Here is a 20,397-nt window from a genome sequence, read left to right as displayed (position 1 = left end):
GTGGGCTTGATCAAATCAGCGGATCGGCGGCGCGTACTGGAGACCGCCCTTGTTCCAGAGGCTGTTGAGACCGCGGGCGATACCGAGCGGTGAGCCGGAGCCGACGTTACGGTCGAACGCCTCGCCGTAATTGCCGACCAGCTTCACGATCCGGACCACCCAGTCCTTGGTCAGGCCGAGCTGTTCGCCGAAATTGCCGTCGGTGCCGAGGACGCGCTTCAGCTCCGGATTGTCCGCCTTCGCCTTCTCGTCGACGTTCTTGGAGGTGATGCCGAGCTCTTCGGCCGTGACCATCGCGAACAGGGTCCATTTCACGATGTCGAACCACTGATCATCGCCGTGACGCACCATCGGGCCGAGCGGCTCCTTGGAGATGATTTCCGGGAGCACCATGTGGTCGTTGGGATTGGCAAGCTTCAGGCGGTTGGCGTAGAGACCCGACTGGTCCGTGGTGAAGACGTCGCAGCGCCCGGATTCATAGGCCTTGACCGTCTCGTCGTTGGTGGCGAACGCGATCACCTCGTACTTCATGTTGTTGGCCTTGAAGTAGTCGGCGAGATTCTGCTCGGTGGTGGTGCCGGTCTGGACGCAGACCGAGGCGCTGTTGAGTTCCAGCGCCGAATTCACCTTGAGCGACTTCTTCACCATGAAGCCCTGGCCGTCGTAGTAGTTCACGCCGGCGAAATTGGCGCCGAGCGAGGTATCGCGCGAGATCGTCCAGGTGGTGTTGCGCGAGAGCATGTCGATCTCGCCGGATTGCAGCGCGGTGAAACGGTCCTTTGCGGACGTCGGCACGTATTTGACTTTCGTCGCATCGTTGAAGATGGCCGCCGCGACCGCGCGGCAGAGGTCGACGTCGAGCCCGGTCCAGTTGCCCTTGTCGTCCGGCGACGAGAAGCCCGGCAGGCCCTGGCTGACGCCGCAGGACAGCATGCCCCTGTCCTTGATCGTCTTGATCGTTTGCGCTTGGGCGGCCGGGGCGGACAGGCCGGCGGCGAGAGCAAGGGTGAGAACCAAAGTTACGCGTTTCATGGGCTGTGGCCTTTCAAGGACGTCGCTTGGGACGCGACGTACGGTCATCTCTAAAGGGCGTAGAGGAACGTTCGTTGAACATCATTCGCTGAACGTCGTGCAAGCTGTGGGCCAACCCCGAGATCCCTGCCGAAAACCTTAAAGGACCCAGGCTGTCACGCATGGTCCGTCAGGCGGTGGATCGAAAGGTCGCGGCAAGCCCCTCAACATGCGGCGACAGAATAGCACCTGCGCATCACAGAACGACTGGCGAGCCGGGTCAAGGGGTTGACGGGACTCTTCTGTGATCTGTTATTACGAGACGCGGCCAACCAGCCGTCCCGCGAGGGGCTTTCCCCTCGCCCACAATCGCCTTTGAAAGCACTCGCATGAATTCTTCCGAGGGCGCAAAGCCCTTTTCGCAGCACCCCGACACCCGGTTGGTGACCTCCGGCCGTGACACCAAGGCACAGAAGGGCTTCGTCAATCCGCCGGTCGTCCACGGCTCGACCGTGCTCTACCCGACCGCCGAGGACCTGCACGCCCATCGCGGCGAGTTCCAGTACGGCCGCCACGGCACGCCCACCACCAGGGCGCTCCAGGAGACGCTGATGGCGCTGGAGGGACCGAACTGCGTCGGCGTCGGCATTGCGCCGTCGGGCCTGGCTGCGATCACGACCACCCTGCTCGCGGTGCTGAAGGCAGGCGATCACCTGCTCGTCTGCGACAACGTCTATCGGCCCTCCCGCAATTTCTGCAACGGCCTGCTCGCGCGGTACGGCGTCGAGATCACCTATTTCGATCCGCTGATCGGCGCAGGCATCGAGGCTCTGTTCAAGCCCAACACGCGCGCGGTGCTGGTGGAAGCGCCGGGCTCGCAGTCCTTCGAGATGCCCGACATTCGCGCGATTGCCGAGGTCGCGCATGCCCGCGACGCGCTCGTCATCGACGACAACACCTGGGCGACGCCGCTCTATCATCGCTCGCTCGACCAGGGTGTCGACATCAGCATGCAGGCTGCGACCAAATATATCGGCGGCCATTCCGACATCATGTTCGGCACCATCTCCGCCAATGCAAGAGCCTGGCCGCTGGTGACCGAAGCCATCCGCCTGCTCGGTGTCTGCGCCGGTCCCGACGACGTCTTCCTCGCATTGCGCGGCATGCGCACGCTGTCGGTGCGGCTGGCGCAGCACTATCGCTCGGGGCTCGACGTGGCGCGCTGGCTCGCCAAGCGGCCGGAGGTCGCGCGCGTGCTCCATCCCGCGATCGAGACTGATCCGGGCCACGCGATCTGGAAGCGCGACTTCACCGGCGCCTCGGGCCTGTTCAGCCTCGTGCTGAAGCCAGCGCCGCAGAAGGCCGTCGATGCCATGCTCGATAGCCTCAAGCTGTTTGGCATGGGCTACTCCTGGGGCGGCTTCGAGAGCCTTGCTATCCCCTTCGACTGCGACAGTTATCGCACGGCAACGAAGTGGGCTCCGGGCGGTCCGACGCTGCGTCTGCACATCGGGCTCGAGAGCGTCGAGGACCTCAAGGCCGATCTCGATCGCGGCTTTGCTGCCTTCAACGCGGCAATTTGAGCTTCGAGATTAGGCATCCCGCCTAGCAAACGCGCCGCAACAAAGGTTGATATTGGCGCGTTGCAACAAAATCGTTGATCCGCGGTCGTATGGGAATAGCCTGACTCTTCGACTCAATTCCGAGGGACGCGGAGCATGGGAAGCATGGTTCTGCTCGACCTGATGGGCGGCGTGGCGCTGTTACTGTGGGGCCTGCATATGGTCCACAGCGGCATTTTGCGCGCTTTCGGTCCCGACCTGCGGCGGCTGCTCGGCCGAGCGCTGAGCAACCGCTTCAGCGCCTTTGCGGCCGGGCTCGGGCTGACTGCGCTGCTCCAGAGCAGCACGGCGACGGCCCTCATCACCAGTTCGTTCGCGGCCGAAGGCCTTGTCAGCCTGGTCGCCGCGCTTGCCATCATGCTCGGTGCAAATGTCGGCACCACGCTGATCGTGCAGGTGCTGTCCTTCAACATCGCGGCCGTTGCTCCCGTCCTATTCGTGCTCGGGCTCGTCGCCTTCCGCTCAGGGCCCCGCTCGCGGATCAAGGACATCGGCCGCGTCTCGATCGGTCTCGGCCTGATGCTGCTGTCGCTGCATATCCTGCTGGATACACTGGCGCCGGCCGAGAACGCCCCTGGCGTCCGCGTCGTGATGTCGGCCATCACCGGAGATCCCGTGCTCTGCATCGTCATCGCCGCCGTCATCACCTGGGCGGTGCATTCGAGCGTCGCCAGCGTGCTATTGATCATGTCGCTGGCCTATTCCCAGTTCATCTCGCCCCATGCTGCGCTGGCGCTCGTCCTCGGCGCCAATCTCGGCAGCGCAATCAATCCCGTGTTCGAAGGCGCGCGGCGTGACGATCCGGCCAGCTATCGCCTGCCGGTCGGCAATCTGATCAATCGCGTGGCCGGGATCGCGCTGGTGCTGCCGTTCCTTCAAGGAATCGCCGACCAACTGCACCTCTGGCAGCCGGATCTCGCAAAGATGACGGCCGGCTTCCATATCGCCTTCAATCTTGCAACGGCGGCGATCTTCATCGGGCTGCTCGATGCCCTGTCGCGGCTGCTGACCTGGCTGTTTCCCGATCGCGTACGGGAGGAGGACCCTGCCCGCCCGCGTTATCTCGACGAGACGGCGCTCGAGACCCCCTCTCTCGCGCTGGCGGATGCCGCCCGCGAAACGCTGCGCATGGGCGATCTCGTCGAGGTCATGCTGCGCAAGGTGATGGCGGCGATGATGACGGGCGACCGCGCGCTGGTCGAGCAGGTCTCGAAGACGGACAACATCGTCGACAGCCTCGATGAGTCCATCAAGCTCTACGTGACAAAGTTGACGCGCGGCAGCCTGGACGAGGGCGAGGGCCGGCGTGCGATGGAGATCATCTCCTTCGCCATCAATCTCGAGCATATCGGCGACATCATCGACAAGAATTTGAGCGAGCTCGCCACCAAGAAGATCAAGCGACGCTTCCAGTTCTCGGCCGAGGGCGCCGAGGAGCTGGCTGCCTTCCACAAGCGGACGATGGACTCGCTGCGTATCGCCTTCGGTGTGTTCATGTCGGGCGATGCCAACGAGGCGCGCAAGCTGCTGGTGGAAAAGTCCGCGCTGCGCAACACCGAGCTTGCCGCCGTCGAGCGGCATCTCGATCGCCTGCGCGAGGGGCGGCCCGAGACCATCGAGACCACCTCGCTGCATCTGGACGTGCTGCGCGACCTGCGCCGCATCCACTCGCATATCTGCTCGGTGGCCTATCCCGTGCTCGATGCAGCCGGCGAGCCCTACCGCAGAAACGAGGCCGAGGCGGCCACCCTGCCCGCCTCTGGCGCGGCGTCCGCTCTGCCGCGCTAGTTTGTCCGATACGCCTTATCTACCAGATGCTTGGCGCTTAGACCGGCGATCGCCGGTCTACTTTGCATGGGGTTGTTTTCGACATTGTCGTCGAACGGGCCCAAAAGCCTCGGGTCGTGGTAGGGACGAGGATTGCTCCTCGCCCCCCACCCAGATCCCGGCGAGCGCTGCTAACGCACCGGGCTCCTCCCTCGGGTTTTGGCGTCGAAGCGGTGACAGGGCAGCGGGTGTAGTGTCTTGATTGGCGGAAAGAAGCGATCGACGAGGCGGATGAAGCGCTCCCAGGACAGATCAGCCTTCTGACTCCGACGCCGAAGCGTCGTAAGCCAGAGCCTTCGCACCTGATTGCAGAACCACCACATGCTCGGGTGGTTACCCGAGACCGCATAGTAGTTCAGATGCCCTTGCAGCATCTGCTTCACCCAAGCTCCGGTTTTCGCGACGGGGTCGTGCATACGTTTGCGCAACTCCATCTTGATCGCCTTGAGCTTGGCTCGCATGCGCTTCTTGATCGTCTTGCGCCCGATGACGAATGAGCCCCACTTGTATGATCGCGTGCAGAAGTGGGTAAAGCCCAAAAAATCGAATGTTTCGGGCTTCCCTTCCCCACGTCTTTCACGTTGCTTGGCCGCGCGGCGACCGAAGCGGATCAGTCGGGTCTTATCCGGGTGCAATGCCAATTCGAACGAGCGCATTCTTTCGTGCAAGTCCTGCAGAAAGGCCTTTGCCTCGTGCTCATGCTCAAAACCGACGATCGTATCATCGGCAAAACGCACGACGATCATGTCGCCGGTCGCTTTGGTCTGGCGCCATCTGTGGACCCACAGATCGTACACGTAGTGCAGGTAGACGTTCGCAAGCGTTGGTGAGATCACCGCCCCTTGCGGAGCGCCGCACTGACTGCGCGTCACGCGTCCATCTTCAATGATGCCGACCTTGAGCCACTTCGCAATCAGGCGCAGGATGCGCTTGTCCGCGATACGGTGCTCGAGAAAGCGGAGTGTCCATGAGTGGGACATGGCATCGAAAAAGCCCCGGATATCCGCGTCTAGCACCCAGTTCACTCGTTTCCTGAGGATACCGACGTGCAGGGCGTCCAGCGCATCGTGCTGCCCGCGTCCCGGTCGGAATCCGTAGGAAAAGCCGACGAAGTCTTCCTCGTAGATGGCTTCTAGGACTGTCGCGACCGCTTGTTGGACGATTTTGTCCTCTACACACAAGATGGCGAGTGGCCGCTGAGATCCATCCGCCTTCGGGATGTAGGTCCGTCGGGCCGGGCGGGCGCGGTAGCTGCCTTTGTGTATGCAATCGTGCAGGTCCGTCAGTTTCTCTTCGAGGCCTTCTCCGTAGGCCTGCCACGTCACGCCGTCGATACCTGGCGCCGAGTCTCGCTCAAGTGAGCAGTAACTCTGCTCCAGGAGATCGACGGTGATGTGATGCAGCAGCGCAGTGAACCGTACACTCTTGCTCTGTCGCGCCGCTTGGCGCACGGCGATGAGTCCGTTCGACGCGGTGTCCCGGCGCAGTGTCCGGGCCGCGGCCGTCTCGCCGCCGTTTCCCTTGGGCGGGGTCCTTCCCTCCACGGCCTCCGCGGAGGGCAAGCCCTCTTTGTTCGGTCGCTTCTCGGGTACTATAACCCCGTCCGAATTCTCATCCGCGTGCATGTTCATCGTTCGGCTGTTGCCTTCATGAACCGGCCCGGCTTGCCTGTCCGGACACGGATGAGACTTCCCAGGTTCCGTGCAAAGAACTTCTCCACGTGCACAAGGTCTCCGACTGCGCGAGGTTCTTCCCATGCAAGCCATTCGCCATGGGACGATGCAGCCTTCTCTTCAACGGAACGAGATCGGCACCTCGAAATTAGACCCGTTTCGCAGCTCAATGCTTGGCCCGTGGTCTCCCCTGTGAACGCTTCACGTCGGCCCTTGCGGGACGCCGCGCATCACTCGGGGTCGGGGTGGATGGCTAGTCCTTACCCCATGGGGGACTTTCACCTCCTATTCTTTGCCAGCTTTCCTGGCGCACTCCGAACAGGGTCAGCGATCCAGCGTCTTCGAGGCGCGGCCGCGGTTTTTGACGATCAGCATGATGTTGCGGATGTAGATGATCGTCGCGAGCGCCTGTCCGAGGATAATGACCGGCTCGCGCTTCACGACGCCATAGACCAGCGTCATCAGCCCGCCGCCCATGGAGCAGAACCAGAAGGCCATCGGCACCACGCTGTTTCCGGCACGCTCGCTCGCGATCCATTGCACGAGAAAACGCGCCGTGAAGAACAGCTGTGCGACCAGGCCGAAGGCGAGCCAGAAGTCGAACTTGGCGACGAAGACGTCGTAGAGATAGTTGCTCAGCGCCTGGCCGTATTGGATGATCATGCCTTCACCTCAGTGACATCTGGTGTCGGCTTCTTACGGCGGATCAGCCACCACACGCCGGCGAGATCCATGATCCCGATCCATAGCCGGTCGAAGAAACCGTAGTTTGACACGCCGGCACGGCGCGGCCGGTCGGTCACGTCGACATAGGCGATCTCGAAGCCCTCCCGGCGCACCAGCGCCGGCAGGAAGCGATGCAGCCCGTCGAAATAGGGCAGCATCAGAAACACCTCGCGGCGGAACGCCTTCAGACCGCACCCGGTGTCGCGCGTGCCGTCCTTCAGGATCGTGCTGCGCACGCCGTTGGCGATGCGCGACTGCAACTTCTTGAAGCCGGTGTCCTTGCGCCCGACCCGCTGGCCGGCGACGAGGCCGATGCGCTCGCTTTTTTCGACCGCGGCGATCAGGTCTGGCAGGAAGGCCGGATTGTTCTGGCCGTCGCCGTCGAGTGTCGCCACGATCGCGCCGCGCGCCGCCCGCACGCCGCTGCGCACGGCCGCAGACTGCCCGGTTGACTTCGCATGACGGAGCTGACGCAGATTGCCCCGCTGCTTCATGATGGCCGACAGCCGCTCGCCGGTCGCATCCGTCGAGCCGTCATTGACGTAGACGATCTCATAGGCCCAGCGGCCATCGAGCGCAGCGCCGATCTCCTCGATCAGAGGCGCGATATTGTCCGCCTCATTGCGCACGGGGACGACGATGGAAACCGAGGGCTGGAACGACAAATCGATGCTCGTGGTTGGAATTGGCCCGCGGCGGGAACCGGTCCGGTCGGCAGGCAGCCGCTTTTATGGGGCGGATGCCCCGCGGGCAACCCTTTTGAGGCGGCCGAACACCGGCCCCGGAAGCGCCACGATCACCCCGTCGCTGCCGATGGCGAAGCCGAGCCGGCGCGCCGCAAACCAGTAGCGCACCGCCATGGTGCCGACGATGCCGACCAGGGCGCCGGCAACGACGTCACTCGGATGATGGGCGAGCAGCACCAGCCGCGTCAGCAGGATCACGACGGCATAGGTGAACATGAACACGCGCAGCCTGGGCCACAGCGCGCTCACCGCAAAGGCCAGCGCGAACGCCGTCACTGCATGGCCGGAAGGAAGGCTCGCATGGGCTTCCGTTCCACTGAAGGGAATGAAGTTGAAGGCGTTGGCCTTGCCGCCGACGAAGGGCCGGCCGCGGCCAATGACGTATTTCAGGACCTCGCCGACCAGCACTGAGAACAGCACGGAAAAGAAGATGAATTGCAACCGCGTGCCGAAGCCGAGCAGCAGCGCGCGCGAGGTGCCGTGCCGGGCGGCTGCGACCAGCGCCACGACCACCAGCGCAGCGGCGAGCGTCGTCAGCACATACTCGTCCTTGCCGAAATTGGTGAGGATCTTGATCGGCCACAGGCCCGGCGTGCCGCGCGCGGGCATCATCTGGATCTCGCTCATATCGAACGCGACCATCAGCGCGATGATCAGGGCCGCGCCCGCAACACTCAGCCAGAGCGAATGCCGCGCCAGCCGGCGCGCCGCCTCCGCGCGCCGCGAATGCGAGGGAGCGCGGACGAGCTGCGTCAGCGCGTGGCCTGAGACCGTCAGCAATTGCGCGCCGTAGCTCGATCGATGTGCGATTTCACCGGGCATCCTATTCCGAGCCCTCCGAGCGGAAGATCGCGATCGAGATCGCGCGCCCTTGCGAGAAGTTGTAGCCGTCGATGCGCGAGCCGACGCGGTAGCGCAGCCCGATCGCCTCGGCACGCTGGACGAAGCTGCGCTCGGAACGCTGCTCGATGAACGCAAAGCGGCAGCTTCCCTGCTTGAGGAAATCGGCGGCACCCGAGCCGTCGGTCAGCAGCGTCGACGTCCCCGTCAGGAAGACCAGGCTCGGCTCGTGATAGCCGGCGGAGGCCGCCTTCGGGCCGACGCAGCGCACGTTGCGCAATTCGCGCGCGATCTCGACGCTCGGAAACAGCGGCGTCAGCGACGGCAGGACCAGGCCCCAGACCACGACCGCCAGCATCAGCGCCGCAACCAGCGCGTTGAGCAGCGAGCGTTCGGCGCGGTTATTGTCGTAGAGCCACCAGGCGAACAGGCCGAAGATCAACGACGCCGCGATGAACGGCCAGGCGGCGAAAGCCGGCTGGCGCGTCAGCATGACGGCGCCGACGACCGCCGCGATCGAGCCGAGCGCAGGGATTGCGAACCACCAGGCCGAGCCGCGCATCAGCCAGGAGCGCGACAGCACGCGCCGCTCCAGGGCGCCGGCCGTGAGGATCGCGATCGCCGGATAGAGCGGCAGCACGTAGTGCGGCAGCTTGGTCAGCACCGCCTCGAACACGATCCAGGATGGGATCAGCCACGCCAGCAGATATTGCGCGCCGGGCTCGCGCCGGGCCCGCCACACCGCCGGCGCCGCCATCGCCGCAAGCGGCGCGCCCGGCCAGAAGGTGATCCAGAACAGGACCAGATAGAGTCCGGGCGGCGCGCCATGGGATTCCTGGGCGCCCAGCTTGCTCAACATGTCGCCGCCGACGGAATCGGCGAAGAACGCATCGCCCGCACGCCAGAAGATCGCGATGAACCAGGGCAGCACCAGCACCAGCACCCACATCAGGCCCCAGAGCGGGCGCAGCCGCCACAGCCAGGATGCGTCGCGGTCCTGGATCGCCAGCACGATGATGGTGAGCGCGGCGAACATCAGGATCAGCGGCCCCTTGATCAGGATGCCGACGGCGATCGCGGTCCAGAAGATCGCGGGATAGCTCCATGGCGGATGCGCCTCGTCCTCGCCGCGCTGCCAGGCGAGATAAACCCGCCCCATCGCGCCCATCGCCGCAACCACGGTGAAGAGGAGCACGGCGTCGGTCTTGGCAAGCCGCGCCTCGACGCCGAGCAGCACGGACGCGCACATCACCAGCGCCGCGAGCACGGCGGCGCGGCGCGTGACGAAGCCGAGCGCGGTCCAATAGGTCATAAGCACCGCACCGATCGCGCCGATGAGTGACGGCACCCGGTAGACCCAGATTCGCAACTGGGCGCGCGGCAGACCGAGCGCGGACGCGGTGTGAACGGCGGCCGCTTGCAGCCAGTAGATGCCGACCGGCTTCTTGTAGCGGACGTCGTCCTGGAAGCGGATGTCGACATAGTCGCCGGTCTCGACCATCTGTTTGGTCGCCTGCGCAAAGCGCGCCTCGTCGCGATCGACGGGCGGAATCGTGAAGAAGCCGGGCAAGAGCAGAAGCAGCGCGCAGAGCAGCAGGAAGCCGATTGCGCGGGCGTGGCTGCCGGTGACGGCATCGATCACGCGCACGAACCGGTTGCCCGGATTTACGGGGGTTTTCGGCTCGCGCGGCTCTCCGAAACGGGGGCGGGCATAGGTCTCGACCATTGGTTCCGCATACGCTGAAACCGCCACCCCTACAACCGCTTAAGCCGGGATCATTGAATTCGAATGACAACTGTGTCGGCGGCGCCCGTGGCGTCGATCACGGTCAGCCGCGCAAAGCCCGGCCCGGGCGGATCGATCAGCCGCTGGCGCCGTCCGTCGATCTCGCCGAGCGCGGTGCCGTTGACCAGTATGGTCATGGGCAGAACGCCGCCGGCGACCTTCACAGGCATAGTGGCAGCCTCGCTGCCCGCCGAGCGGTCGACGTCGATCCGGGAACCGTTCAAGGGAAACTGGATGTGGGGCGCCTGCTCGCCGCCAGGGCGGACGAGTTCCCCGACGGGGCGGAACCGCCTCAGGGGTAACGGCAGCTTGGCGTTACTGGCGACCAGGGTTCCCTTCGGTGGCTTGGGCAACGGAACCGGCAACTTTCCGCTCCGGGCGAAGGCATCGAACAGGATGGGCGCCGCTGCCACGCGGCCGATCAGGCCGGGAACCGGGGCGCCGTCGGGACGGCCGACCCAGACGGCGATGGTCATGCGGCCGTCGAAGCCGACCGACCAGGCATCGCGATAGCCGTAGGAGGTCCCGGTCTTGAAGGCGATGCGGTTGTGGGCGGCGTTTTCGGGCGGCGGCGTACCGAGGAGCACGTTGCCGACCTGCCAGGCCGCGACCTGGTCGAGCAGCCGCAGCGGCTCGCGCGCGTCCCTGTCGGTCATGACCTCGCGCAGCGGGCGCGTGGTTCCGAGCCGGGCGAGGCCGGCATAGAGCTGCGCGAGATCCTGAAGCGTGACGCCGACACCGCCGAGGCCCATGGCAAGACCCGGCGCCTCGTCCTTAGGGAGCACCAGATTGCCGCCGGCCTGCCGCAGCCGCGAGGCCAGGCGGCTGGAACCGACACGGTCGAGCAGCACGATCGCCGGCACGTTCAGCGACATCTGCAGCGCCTTCTTGACCGGCACCGTGCCCTGGAACGTCATGTCGAAATTTTCCGGCGCGTAGGAGCCGAAGCGGACCGGGCGATCGTCGATCAGGCTGTCGGGGTGGACGAAGCCGTCCTCGAAAGCGAGGCCATAGATGAACGGCTTCAGGGTCGAGCCCGGCGAGCGCAGGGCGCGGGTCATGTCGACCTGCCCTGCCCGGCTCTCGTCGAAATAATCGGCGGAGCCGACGCGCGCCAGCACGTCGCCGCTCTCATTGTCGACGACGATGATGCCGACCGAGATGTTTGCACCCAGCGCAATGGCGCGGTCGCGCGCGAGCGGCTCCAGCACCTTCTGGAGATTGGCATCCAGCGTCAGCTTGATGACCGGCGTATCCTTGACGGTTGAAAGCGCGGTATCGGACGCATGCGGCGCCAGGATCGGCATCGGCTTGCGCAGCTTCGGCACGGGCACAGCCTTCGCCTGTTTCGCGTCATCAGCGCTGATCTGATGCTCCTCGACCATGCGGTCGAGCACGCGGTCGCGCGCCTTGCGCGCAGCCTCGGGATAGCGATCGAGCCGGCGTGTTTCCGGTGATTGCGGCAATGCGACCAGAAGCGCGGCTTCAGCGAGCGACAGCCGCTTCGGCTCCTTGCCGAGATAGGCGATGGACGCTGCACGGATGCCCTCGAGATTGCCGCCATAGGGCGCCAGCGCGAGATAGAGATCGAGGATCTGGTCCTTGCTCAGGCTACGCTCGAGTTCGATGGCGCGCACGATCTGCCGCAGCTTCGCATGGAGCGAGCGCTGCCGCCGCGGCTCCATCAGCCGCGCCAGCTGCATCGTGATGGTCGAGCCGCCCGAAACGATGTGGCCGCGCGTCCCAAGCTGGATCGCAGCGCGCGCGAGCGCGAGCGGATCGACGCCGTCATGCGCGTAGAAGCGCTGGTCCTCATAGGCGAGCAGCAGCTTCACATAAGTCGGATCGACGTTCGCCTTGGTCTCGACCGGCAACCGCCAGCGCCCGTCGGCCATCGCATAGGCGCGCAGGAGTTTTCCGTTGCGATCGACGATGGTGGTGGAGACCTGGCGCGCCTCGTCGAGCGGCAGCGGGCCGAGGGAGATGGCCCAGGCGACGAAGGCGCAGATGGTGAGGATGAGCGTCAGCGCGAGGGCAGAGAGGACATGCGTGATTCCGCGCCCGCCCTCCCTGCCGTCATTCCGGGATGGTCCGAAGGACCAGACCTCCGAGCGCAATTGCGCTTCGGGGAATCTCGAGATTCCGGTTTCGGCTCTTGGAGCCGCCCCGGAATGACAAGAAACGTCCACCTCGCTCATCTCATCCACACTCACTTCGCCGCGCGCACCTCAACCGACCCAGTCCCCGTGCGGCCATATCGCGAGGGATTGTACATGTCCTCGACATAGGCCTGCGGCAGCACGTATTTGCCGGGCGAGACCGCGCGCACGATATAGGCGACGGTAAAGACCGACTTGGCGTCCGAGGCCCGGTCGACCGCAGCGGTGAAGCGGTCGTCGCGGAACTCGGTATCCTCCGGCTCCACACCATCCTCGATCCAGTCCAGCGTGCCGCTGTCGCCCGACGACACCAGCTTCGGATTGTCGATCTCGAGACCCGCCGGCAGATAGTCGGACACCATGATGTGCCCGTACTCGGGCTTGGCCTCGGTGATCTTCAACACCACAGCGAAGCGATCGTTCTGTTTGACCTTGCTGATGTCGGCAGGCTTGCCGTCGAGCGTGAAATAGCTGCGCTCGATCTTGAAGCCGCTTGAAGCCGCAGGTTCCGGCGTGACAGGCGAGCCTGATACCGAGACCACGGCCTGTATCGGAGCATCACCCGTGTTGGTGATCTTCAGCGGCTTGCCTTCCAGCGTCGCCGCCTTGTAGCTGCGGTACAGCGCGGTCTTGACCGGCTGGCCGTCGACATCGAGCGACAGGTTTTCCTTCGCCAGTGCCCGCGCCGCCAGCACCAGCCACGCATTCTCCTGCGTCGAGGTGTAGGGCGTCAGTCCGCGCGCGGTCTCGACACGGGACACGGCCTGCGTCAGCGTCGCCTTCGGCGCGTTGCCCTCGCTGGCGAGCGAGACGAATGCTGCGGCATCGCGAAGCTGCGAGCCGTAATCGCTGCGGCCGAACTCCAGCACCGGCTTTGGCGCGAGCGAGTCGAGCGCGGCACCATAGACCCGCTCCGCGCGGTTGCGGTCGCCGACCAGCGCGAGCGCCGCCGCAAGCTGTGATTTGGCGATCGGCGTCGCCAGGTTGTTCAGCTTGGTATCGGCGAGATAGCGGAGATCGCCGATGGGAGCTGCGCCGTTGCGCGCGAGCACATAGAGGCCGTAGGCGAGATCGCGGCCGCCGTCCTTCTCAGGCTCGTTGGCGTTGACGACGGAGTTGCGGATGCGGTCGAGCGCGTTCTTGAACAGCACGTCCGGCACCACAAAGCCTTTTTCACGGGCGCGGCTGAGGAAGTCCGTCACGTAGGCATCCAACCAGGCGTCGTCGCCACCGGCCGACCACAGCCCGAACGAGCCGTTCGAGCCCTGGCGGGCCAGCAACCGCTCGATCGCGTCGCGGATGCGCTGATCGACCTCGGTGTCCATCGCAAGATGGGCGCCGGCCGCGAGCTCGTTGACGTAGAGCAGCGGCATGGCGCGGCTCGTGATCTGCTCCGAACAGCCATAGGGATAACGATCGAGCGCCTTGAGGATCGTCGCGGCGTCGAGCGCGGTCGACAGGCTCGCCGAGACCGAGACGCTGCCCGTGCCCGGCACGAGGTCCGAGAACATGTCCGAGGTCAGCGTCAGGCTCTCGCCCTTCGCCAGGGTGCGGATCGAGCGGCGCGCCAGTACCTGCGTCGCCGCCTTGACGTCGAGCGCGTAGTGCCGCGCGAGCGCCAGTCCGTTCGGCCCCTTGATGTCGACGTCGAGCGTCGCCTGCCCCGCCGCGGTCGCATCGAGCGCGAGCGAGAACGAGTTGCGCTGCTTGGCGGCGAGCTTGATCGTGGTTGCGGGATTGCCGGTCATCTTCACCGGGCCGCCCGTTTTCACGTTGATCGTGTAGTCGCCGGCCTGGCCCTCGACATTGTCGATCTCGAGATTGACCGTGCCGTGGTCGCCATTGAGCAGGAAGCGCGGCAGGGTCGCCGTCAGCACCACGGGATCGCGGATCACGACGTCGGTATTGGCACGGCCAAGCTTTGTCGCGGTCCACGCCACCGCCATGACGCGCGCGGTGCCGGCGAACTCCGGGATGTCGAAGCTCACTTCCGCGGTGCCATCAGCGGCAACCGTGACAATGCCCGAATAGAGCGCAAGCGGCTTTTGTATGGGCGGCGAGCCCTGCAGCTCGGCTCCGCCCGCGTCGCCGCCGGACTTGATCTGGCCGCGCGTGCCCGACATGCCGTCGATGAGCTGGCCGTAGAGATCGCGGATCTCGGCGGTCAGGCGGCGCTGGCCAAGATAGTAGTCGTCCGGAGCCGGCGGCCTGTAGTTGGTGAGGTTGAGAATGCCGACATCGACCGCCGCGATGACGATCTTGGCATCCTCGCCCGGGTTGAGCCCGTCGAGCTTCACCGGGATCTTCAGCATCGAATTCGGCCGGATCAGCGCCGGCGGCGTCAGCTTCACGGCGAGCGTGCGCGTCTGCTTGTCGATGCCGAACCACTTCAGCCCGATTGCCCGGCCAGGCATGCGCTGGGCCGCCGCATCGAGCGGCCGGCGCAAAGTCGCCACCACGTAGGCGCCGGTGCCCCAGTCGTTGCCGACGGGGATCTTGACCTGCGCTGTACCTTCCTTGACGTCGACGGTCTGCGTCGTCAGCAGGCGATCGCCCAGCACGTTGATGGTGAGCTTGCCGGCGCTACGCACGTTCACCGACACCGTCATGGTGTCGCCGGAGGCGTATTGCGGCTTGTCGATCGAGGTCTCCAGAAGGTCGGGTGTGTCGGCGCTGCCGTCCGAATACCAGCCGACATCGAACTGCACCGACGTCACCGGACCGTCCGCGTCGTTCGACTTCACGTCCAGCCGGTAGCGTCCCGGCCGTGGGTTCAGCGAAATGCGCGACGGCTTGTCGGCGGTAATGGTGAGATCGCCGTCAGCGTCGCGCGAGGTCGACTTGACCGGCTCGTACTCCCAGTAATTGTTCTGGCGATACCACTGGTAGCGCGACTCCATCTTGAGGAGCTCATAGCGCAGGCCGTCGCGCTGCAGCGTCTTGCCCTCCGGCGAGACGAACACCACGTCGAACTCGGCCTTGTCGCCCTCGGCAACGTTTCTGTCGCCGAACAGCGGCTTGACGCCAAGCATCGCGGCCGCGGGTGCGACCGGCAGCACGAGCTTGCGCTCGACGGCGCGGCCGCCCGTCTCCGCCATGCGGACGAAGATCTGCGCCTCCTGCGGCCGGGTCGAAGCCGGCTGCTTGTCCAGCGTGACCAGGAAGGTCGCGACGCCGTTGGCGTCGGCCTCGGGGAGGTTTTCGAGCGGCGTGCGCTCGTTGCTGGTGCTCTCCTCGTCGGCAACGCCGAACTGGTAGCCGGCAAAGCCCGGCCGCTCGTCGGCTGGCGCCACCAGCATGTCGCCTTCGAGCTGCAGGCCCGAGGCCGGCGCGCCATAGAGGAAATGGCCGTCGACCTTCAGTTCGACCGGAGCATTCGCCTTGATCAGCTTGTCCTTGGACGTGAGATCGAATTCGATCCGATCCGGGACGTAATCCTCGACCATGAAAGTGGTCTCGCCGACCGACGCGCCCTTCGGGTCGGTGAAGGCGCGCACCCGCCAGGTCCCGGTCGGGACCGCGGAGTTGAGCGGAACCGAGAGCGTGCGGCCGCCGGCGCCCTGGTCGGACAGCACGGCGCGGCGGAATTCGACGCCGTCGGGGCGCTCGATCACCAGCGTCAGCGGCCCGCCGGTCACGGCATTGCCCTGCCCGTCGCGCAACAGCGCAGTCAGGTACACGGTCTCGTTGGATCGGTAGACGCCACGCTCGGCATAGACGAAGGCATCGGCGCCGGCCGGCACCGCGCGTCCCGCCACGCCGCGATCGGTGAGATCGAAGGCGCTGGTCTTGAGGCTGAGGAAGGCATAGTCGGTCTTCTCGCCGTTGACCGTCAAAAGCGCCGGCGACAGCCCGCCCTCGCCGCGCGCCAGCCCCGCCTCGAACAGCACATGGCCGGCATCGTCGGTCTTGCGGGTCGCCAGAATCTCGTTGTTGCGGGCGACCAGCCGCACCTCGGCTTTGCCGACCGGATCGGTCGAGGCCAGCGAATTGACGAAGACGTGGATGCCGTCATTGCCGGAATAGGCTGTGACGCCGAGATCCGAGACGATGAACCACTGCGTCGCGAGCTGGGAATCGTCGTCGCTGCCCGGCCCCTTGGCCGCGGCGGTCATCACGTACACGCCGGGCTGGAGATCGCCGAGTGCCTGGTCGACCGGGAATGCGGTGGTGACGTCCTGGTTCAGCGTCATCGCGGTCGCGAGCTCGCCGGACCACACCTTTACGCCGCGCTCGCCGCCGAGATCGGAGAGCTGGTAGCGCGACAGCGTTTTCTGAAAATCGCTGTCGACGACCGTGTTGATCAGGTTGCGGTCACCGATCCGGAACACGTTGATGTTGACTGCCGGCGTATTGACGCTGACCACGGGAATGCCGCGCTGGCCGGTCCGCGGCAGCACATAGGCGCGGCTGGTGAACCGCACAAAGGGCTTGCGGTCGCGCACATAGATGTTGAACTCGGCCGATTTCGGCAGCCCTTCCTTCACCGTTGACGGCAGGCCGGCGCGTAAGTTGACGTTGTAGCGTTCGCCATGCTTGAGGCCATCGACGCAGAGCTGCTTGCCCTCGGCCGACAGCGCCGGCTTGTCGGTGCCTGCGAGCGCCAGGAACGGCGCGAAATCGGTGCGCTTGGCCAATTCCTCGGAGAACTGGAAGCAGGCGCGCGGGCTCGCCGAGTCGGAATCGACGGTGTAATCGAGCAGCCGGAAGCCATGCTCGTCCCGCAGCTTCTCGTAACTCCCGCGGACGTCGGCAACCTCCCGCATGTCGAGCGACAGCCGCAGCGCATCCAGCGCCGGCCGGAACAAATGCCGCTCGGAGAGCGACTTGCCGAGCACCGCGAGCGCATCCGCCTCCTCGCCCGCATTGCCGGCGCGCATGTAAGCTATGTAAGCGGCGGTCGAGGCGCGCTCGAGCAGAAAAGTCTGCTCGCTCGAGCTCTTCGGCGCGATCTGGAAGATCACCTTCGCAAGGCGCAGCCAGTTGCCGGCATCCTCAGGCGTGGTGGCGGCGATCTGGCCGAGGATGGAAAGACCGCTGCGGCCATCGTTGCGCCGGAAGGCGGCATCCGCGTCGGTGCGCAGGGTCGCGTTGGTCTTGGCGACCGGCCCTGCCTCGCTCTTGATCTGGGCCTCCAGCTTGATCGCGGCATCAGCGAGATCATCGCGCTTGAAGGCCTTGTCGGCGGCCTGCGCCGATACCAGGCCGAGCGCCAGCGTTGCGCAGATTGTGACGGCGCGAACCAAACCGATCATGATGGACTCCCGGGAGCGCGGACAAGCGCCGCGTATGCGATGAAATGCGCGGAAAGGTGACAGACTCAAGGCGATGGAACCAGAATAGCAAAACGTCGCATGCGCCATTGGCAAGCAAGCCCGAGTGGGCCTCCGAAGTGCCGCCCCTGGCGCCGCCTCAGCCTGTGGCAGCACCGGACAAAATCAGCCGGTGGACCGGGTCCCGAACGCGAGTGCGACGTCTGGAGCGTCGCTGGGCAGAACGGGACGAGAAGAGTCCATCGCTTCGCTTGGTCGCGCGACCGGGGAAAACGGTTCGATCCGGACTTGGCGGACGTGCGGATTTTTCATATTTGGCGTGCTAAGACGTCGCCGGGCCCCATCCCCCGGGGCTGTCCAGACGGTCCCGTAGCTCAACTGGATAGAGTAGCGGATTTCTACTCCGCGGGTTGCAGGTTCGAGTCCTGCCGGGATCGCCAACCTTGAACGCAGCTCTTGCGATTTCAATCGCTTAGGCTCCGGTTTGTAAATCAGGGTCAGCACGGTTTGTAACTCGCTGTTCAGGTTTTGGCCTTCGCGCCCCTTAACTTGGTGAGAGCCGCGTCGGCCAGTCGTTCCTGCTCCACCTCGTCGAGGTATTCCTGCAACTGTTGAAGCGAGCTGTGACCGCTCACGTTCATCATTTCGGAGCCGGTACATCCGGCATGCGCCAGCGCGCGCAGCGCCGCCTTGCGCAGACCGTGCGCGCGGTAATTTCGAACCCTGCCGTCGTCGCATACGACCGGCTGCAATCCGGCCTCCTTGCACCAATCAGCGAACTTGTTGCCGAATGCCGCCGCGGACACGAACGGCCGACCGTACGCGGTGAGCAGAAATGGCATCGCGTCGCTCTTCGGCATCGCGTCGAGCGCCGCCCGCAGCTCCGGCATGATGGAGATCGTCAGCCTCTTGCCGGTGCTGCGCCGGGTTTTTTGCGGACACCATGACAGCTTGCCATCGCGATTGATGTGCTGATGGCCAAGCACATGCGCGTCCTGCCGCCGCCCCGCAACGTTGAGCAGAAGCTCAAGCGCCAGTCGCGCCGTCGTGCCAATCGGGTGGTGCTCGCGATACTGAGTCACATGAGGCTCGAGCCATGTCATGTGGCCCGTGCTCTTTCCTGCCCTGACGGTCTCGATGTCTTGCGCTGGATCGTCGGAGCGCAAGTTCATTTTTTTTGCCGAACTTCATCAGCCCCCGGATCGCCTTAAGCCAGTTTTTCTGCACGTTCGGCTTCTTTGGCGCGAGCATATTGGAGAGATGATGCGACCGGATCCCTGAGAATCGCTTCTCACCGTCCTCTGTGCGCCACCGCTCCAGGATGGCGCGGCGGTTGCTCTGGGTCACAGCAGCGAGACCGATCTTGAAATCCGGACTCGCGTAGTACACAACGATGGCTGCGTCGAGCGTTCCGGCCTGAGTGCGGCTTTCGCCAATCGTGGGAGGCGCCGCTTTGCATTCCCCTAGTGCAGTCTGACAAGCCTCCATAAATTCGTCGGAACCGGGCAACCCCGGCAACGGAACCGGTTTACGTCCCGGCGGCCGAAAGTAATGTCGCATTTTGCCGTGGCGATCACGGAAGCTGTTGACGCGCCAAAGCTCAATGCTGGCCATATTTCTCATCCCACTCGTCGGTCTCGTTCATTCCGTTTTCGCTGGTGCCCTCGTCGGCACCATTGACATTCTGGATCTGGAACTTGATCTTGAGACAGTCGCCTTCGATCTCGAGGGATTCGGCTTTCTGGCCGGCAGCTTCGATGGCACGCAGCGCCCGTTTCACGTCGTTCTCGCGGAAGCTAGAGGGCGCACGGCCCATCAGATGGTCTCCCCCCGGTGCTTCGGGCTCGTCATCCTGGCTGAGGCCGCCAAACAATCCTGCCGCTCTTGCCGCTCAAACGGCGACATGCGCGCTATGGGCGTCCAAGGCATTCTGGTCTATTGCGCGGACTGCCGCTGCCGCCATAACGTTGCTCTGACCGCTGGTCAGTGGCCGGATGATCTGAGGCTATCGGACCTCGAGCCGCGATTTGTGTGCAAGGCCTGCGGGCGACGCGGTGCCAAGATCCGACTGGACTTCAATTGGAACGCGCCAGCACAGTCGGCGATGGGGTATCGAAACACGACACGACCGAGGGGTGGGGGCGACCTTTCGAAGATCCGATCAAGGTAGATGGGCGCAAGCTGGTGACGCTGCGGCCATCCGCCGGCCGGTCGAGATCGAGTTGAGGGCGAAAAGTGAACCACTCCGCCGGCTTGCACGTCGCAAGCGCCTGCCCTTTCCGGTTGATAATTTTGAATGCTCGTATCAGCGGTGCCGCGGACCGCCGTGCACATTCGGAGAGTGGGCCGTGATCAGGTTTTTGTGCTTCCGGGCCGCCGCTTCGGCCTCGCGAGCAAGTCGTTCAGCCTTTAACCGCTCGCGGTTTGCATGAAACGCCGCTTGGATGCGTTCATACTCGGACATCGCTACTTTGGCATCAGTTTCCTTGAAGACCCTTTGCGCCTCACGTTGGGCGGCAGTGGGCAGCTTCCATCCGTAATTTTTGTGAGCGGTCATTCCCTCCTCCTTCGGTGATAGCCGTGGGAGCTTGTTGGGTCCGACCGTGAAAGTCTCTTCCTGTTTTTCAGTTACCGCAATCGAATATTTGCCAGTCGTTGCCGCGCTGGTCATAGATCCGCCCAGCTGGCTCACGGTCACCTGCAACGGGATTCCGGTCCATCACTTCGCGCAGCG

General features: G+C 64.7%; 13 protein-coding genes and 1 tRNA gene. 3 read left to right on the top strand and 11 right to left on the bottom strand.

Features of this window, described 5'->3' with window-relative positions:
• Positions 1-15: 15 nt before the first annotated feature.
• Positions 16-1,032 (bottom strand): amino acid ABC transporter substrate-binding protein, encoded by a 1,017-nt coding sequence (locus NLN62_RS40520; protein ID WP_254112379.1) that lies wholly within the window; start codon positions 1,030-1,032, stop codon positions 16-18.
• 368 nt (positions 1,033-1,400) lie between these two features.
• On the opposite strand from NLN62_RS40520, the gene metC reads away from it, so the two are divergent.
• The gene (gene metC / locus NLN62_RS40515; protein WP_254112378.1) at positions 1,401-2,594 is read left to right on the top strand and encodes a cystathionine beta-lyase; all 1,194 of its coding nucleotides are present in this window, start codon (positions 1,401-1,403) and stop codon (positions 2,592-2,594) included.
• A gap of 135 nt (positions 2,595-2,729) precedes the next feature.
• The gene (locus tag NLN62_RS40510; RefSeq protein WP_254112377.1) at positions 2,730-4,421 is read left to right on the top strand and encodes a Na/Pi cotransporter family protein; all 1,692 of its coding nucleotides are present in this window, start codon (positions 2,730-2,732) and stop codon (positions 4,419-4,421) included.
• 170 nt (positions 4,422-4,591) lie between these two features.
• Here NLN62_RS40510 and ltrA read toward each other — a convergent pair whose 3' ends face one another.
• The 7 genes from ltrA to NLN62_RS40475 form a co-directional block, all read right to left on the bottom strand.
• Complete coding sequence (gene ltrA / locus NLN62_RS40505; RefSeq protein WP_371933003.1) at positions 4,592-6,091, bottom strand: group II intron reverse transcriptase/maturase; 1,500 nt, start codon at positions 6,089-6,091, stop codon at positions 4,592-4,594.
• 366 nt (positions 6,092-6,457) lie between these two features.
• Positions 6,458-6,796, bottom strand: coding sequence for a lipid-A-disaccharide synthase N-terminal domain-containing protein (locus NLN62_RS40500; protein WP_027527070.1), 339 nt, complete (start codon positions 6,794-6,796; stop codon positions 6,458-6,460).
• Positions 6,793-7,524, bottom strand: coding sequence for a glycosyltransferase family 2 protein (locus NLN62_RS40495; RefSeq protein WP_254112376.1), 732 nt, complete (start codon positions 7,522-7,524; stop codon positions 6,793-6,795). Before NLN62_RS40495 ends, NLN62_RS40500 begins: the two co-directional genes overlap by 4 nt.
• Before the next feature lie 63 nt (positions 7,525-7,587).
• Complete coding sequence (locus tag NLN62_RS40490; protein WP_254112375.1) at positions 7,588-8,427, bottom strand: phosphatase PAP2 family protein; 840 nt, start codon at positions 8,425-8,427, stop codon at positions 7,588-7,590.
• A 1-nt stretch (position 8,428) separates the two neighbouring features.
• A complete protein-coding gene (locus tag NLN62_RS40485; protein WP_254112374.1) occupies positions 8,429-10,171 on the bottom strand; it encodes a glycosyltransferase family 39 protein in 1,743 nt (580 codons plus the stop codon).
• A gap of 50 nt (positions 10,172-10,221) precedes the next feature.
• Positions 10,222-12,429 carry a penicillin-binding protein 1C gene (pbpC, locus tag NLN62_RS40480; RefSeq protein WP_254112373.1) on the bottom strand — a complete coding sequence of 736 codons (2,208 nt, stop codon included), beginning with the start codon at positions 12,427-12,429 and terminating at the stop codon, positions 10,222-10,224.
• Between the two features lie 11 nt (positions 12,430-12,440).
• Positions 12,441-17,645, bottom strand: coding sequence for an alpha-2-macroglobulin (locus NLN62_RS40475; RefSeq protein ID WP_254112372.1), 5,205 nt, complete (start codon positions 17,643-17,645; stop codon positions 12,441-12,443).
• 381 nt (positions 17,646-18,026) lie between these two features.
• Here NLN62_RS40475 and NLN62_RS40470 point away from each other — a divergent pair.
• Positions 18,027-18,103 (top strand) — tRNA-Arg (locus tag NLN62_RS40470).
• Positions 18,104-18,184: 81 nt separating this feature from the next.
• Here the strand turns inward: NLN62_RS40470 and NLN62_RS40465 are convergent.
• The 3 genes from NLN62_RS40465 to NLN62_RS40455 form a co-directional block, all read right to left on the bottom strand.
• On the bottom strand, positions 18,185-18,835 hold the full coding sequence (locus NLN62_RS40465) for a tyrosine-type recombinase/integrase (protein ID WP_254112371.1): 651 nt from the start codon (positions 18,833-18,835) through the stop codon (positions 18,185-18,187).
• 428 nt (positions 18,836-19,263) lie between these two features.
• Positions 19,264-19,536 (bottom strand): hypothetical protein, encoded by a 273-nt coding sequence (locus NLN62_RS40460; RefSeq protein ID WP_254112370.1) that lies wholly within the window; start codon positions 19,534-19,536, stop codon positions 19,264-19,266.
• 432 nt (positions 19,537-19,968) lie between these two features.
• Complete coding sequence (locus tag NLN62_RS40455) at positions 19,969-20,355, bottom strand: hypothetical protein (protein ID WP_371933079.1); 387 nt, start codon at positions 20,353-20,355, stop codon at positions 19,969-19,971.
• Positions 20,356-20,397: the final 42 nt, after the last annotated feature.

It is taken from the genome of Bradyrhizobium sp. CCGUVB23, from assembly GCF_024199885.1.
In the GTDB taxonomy this organism is placed as follows: Bacteria; Pseudomonadota; Alphaproteobacteria; order Rhizobiales; family Xanthobacteraceae; genus Bradyrhizobium.
Note: the sequence above shows the minus strand (reverse complement) of the source record. Positions and strands in the feature narration are given on the sequence as shown.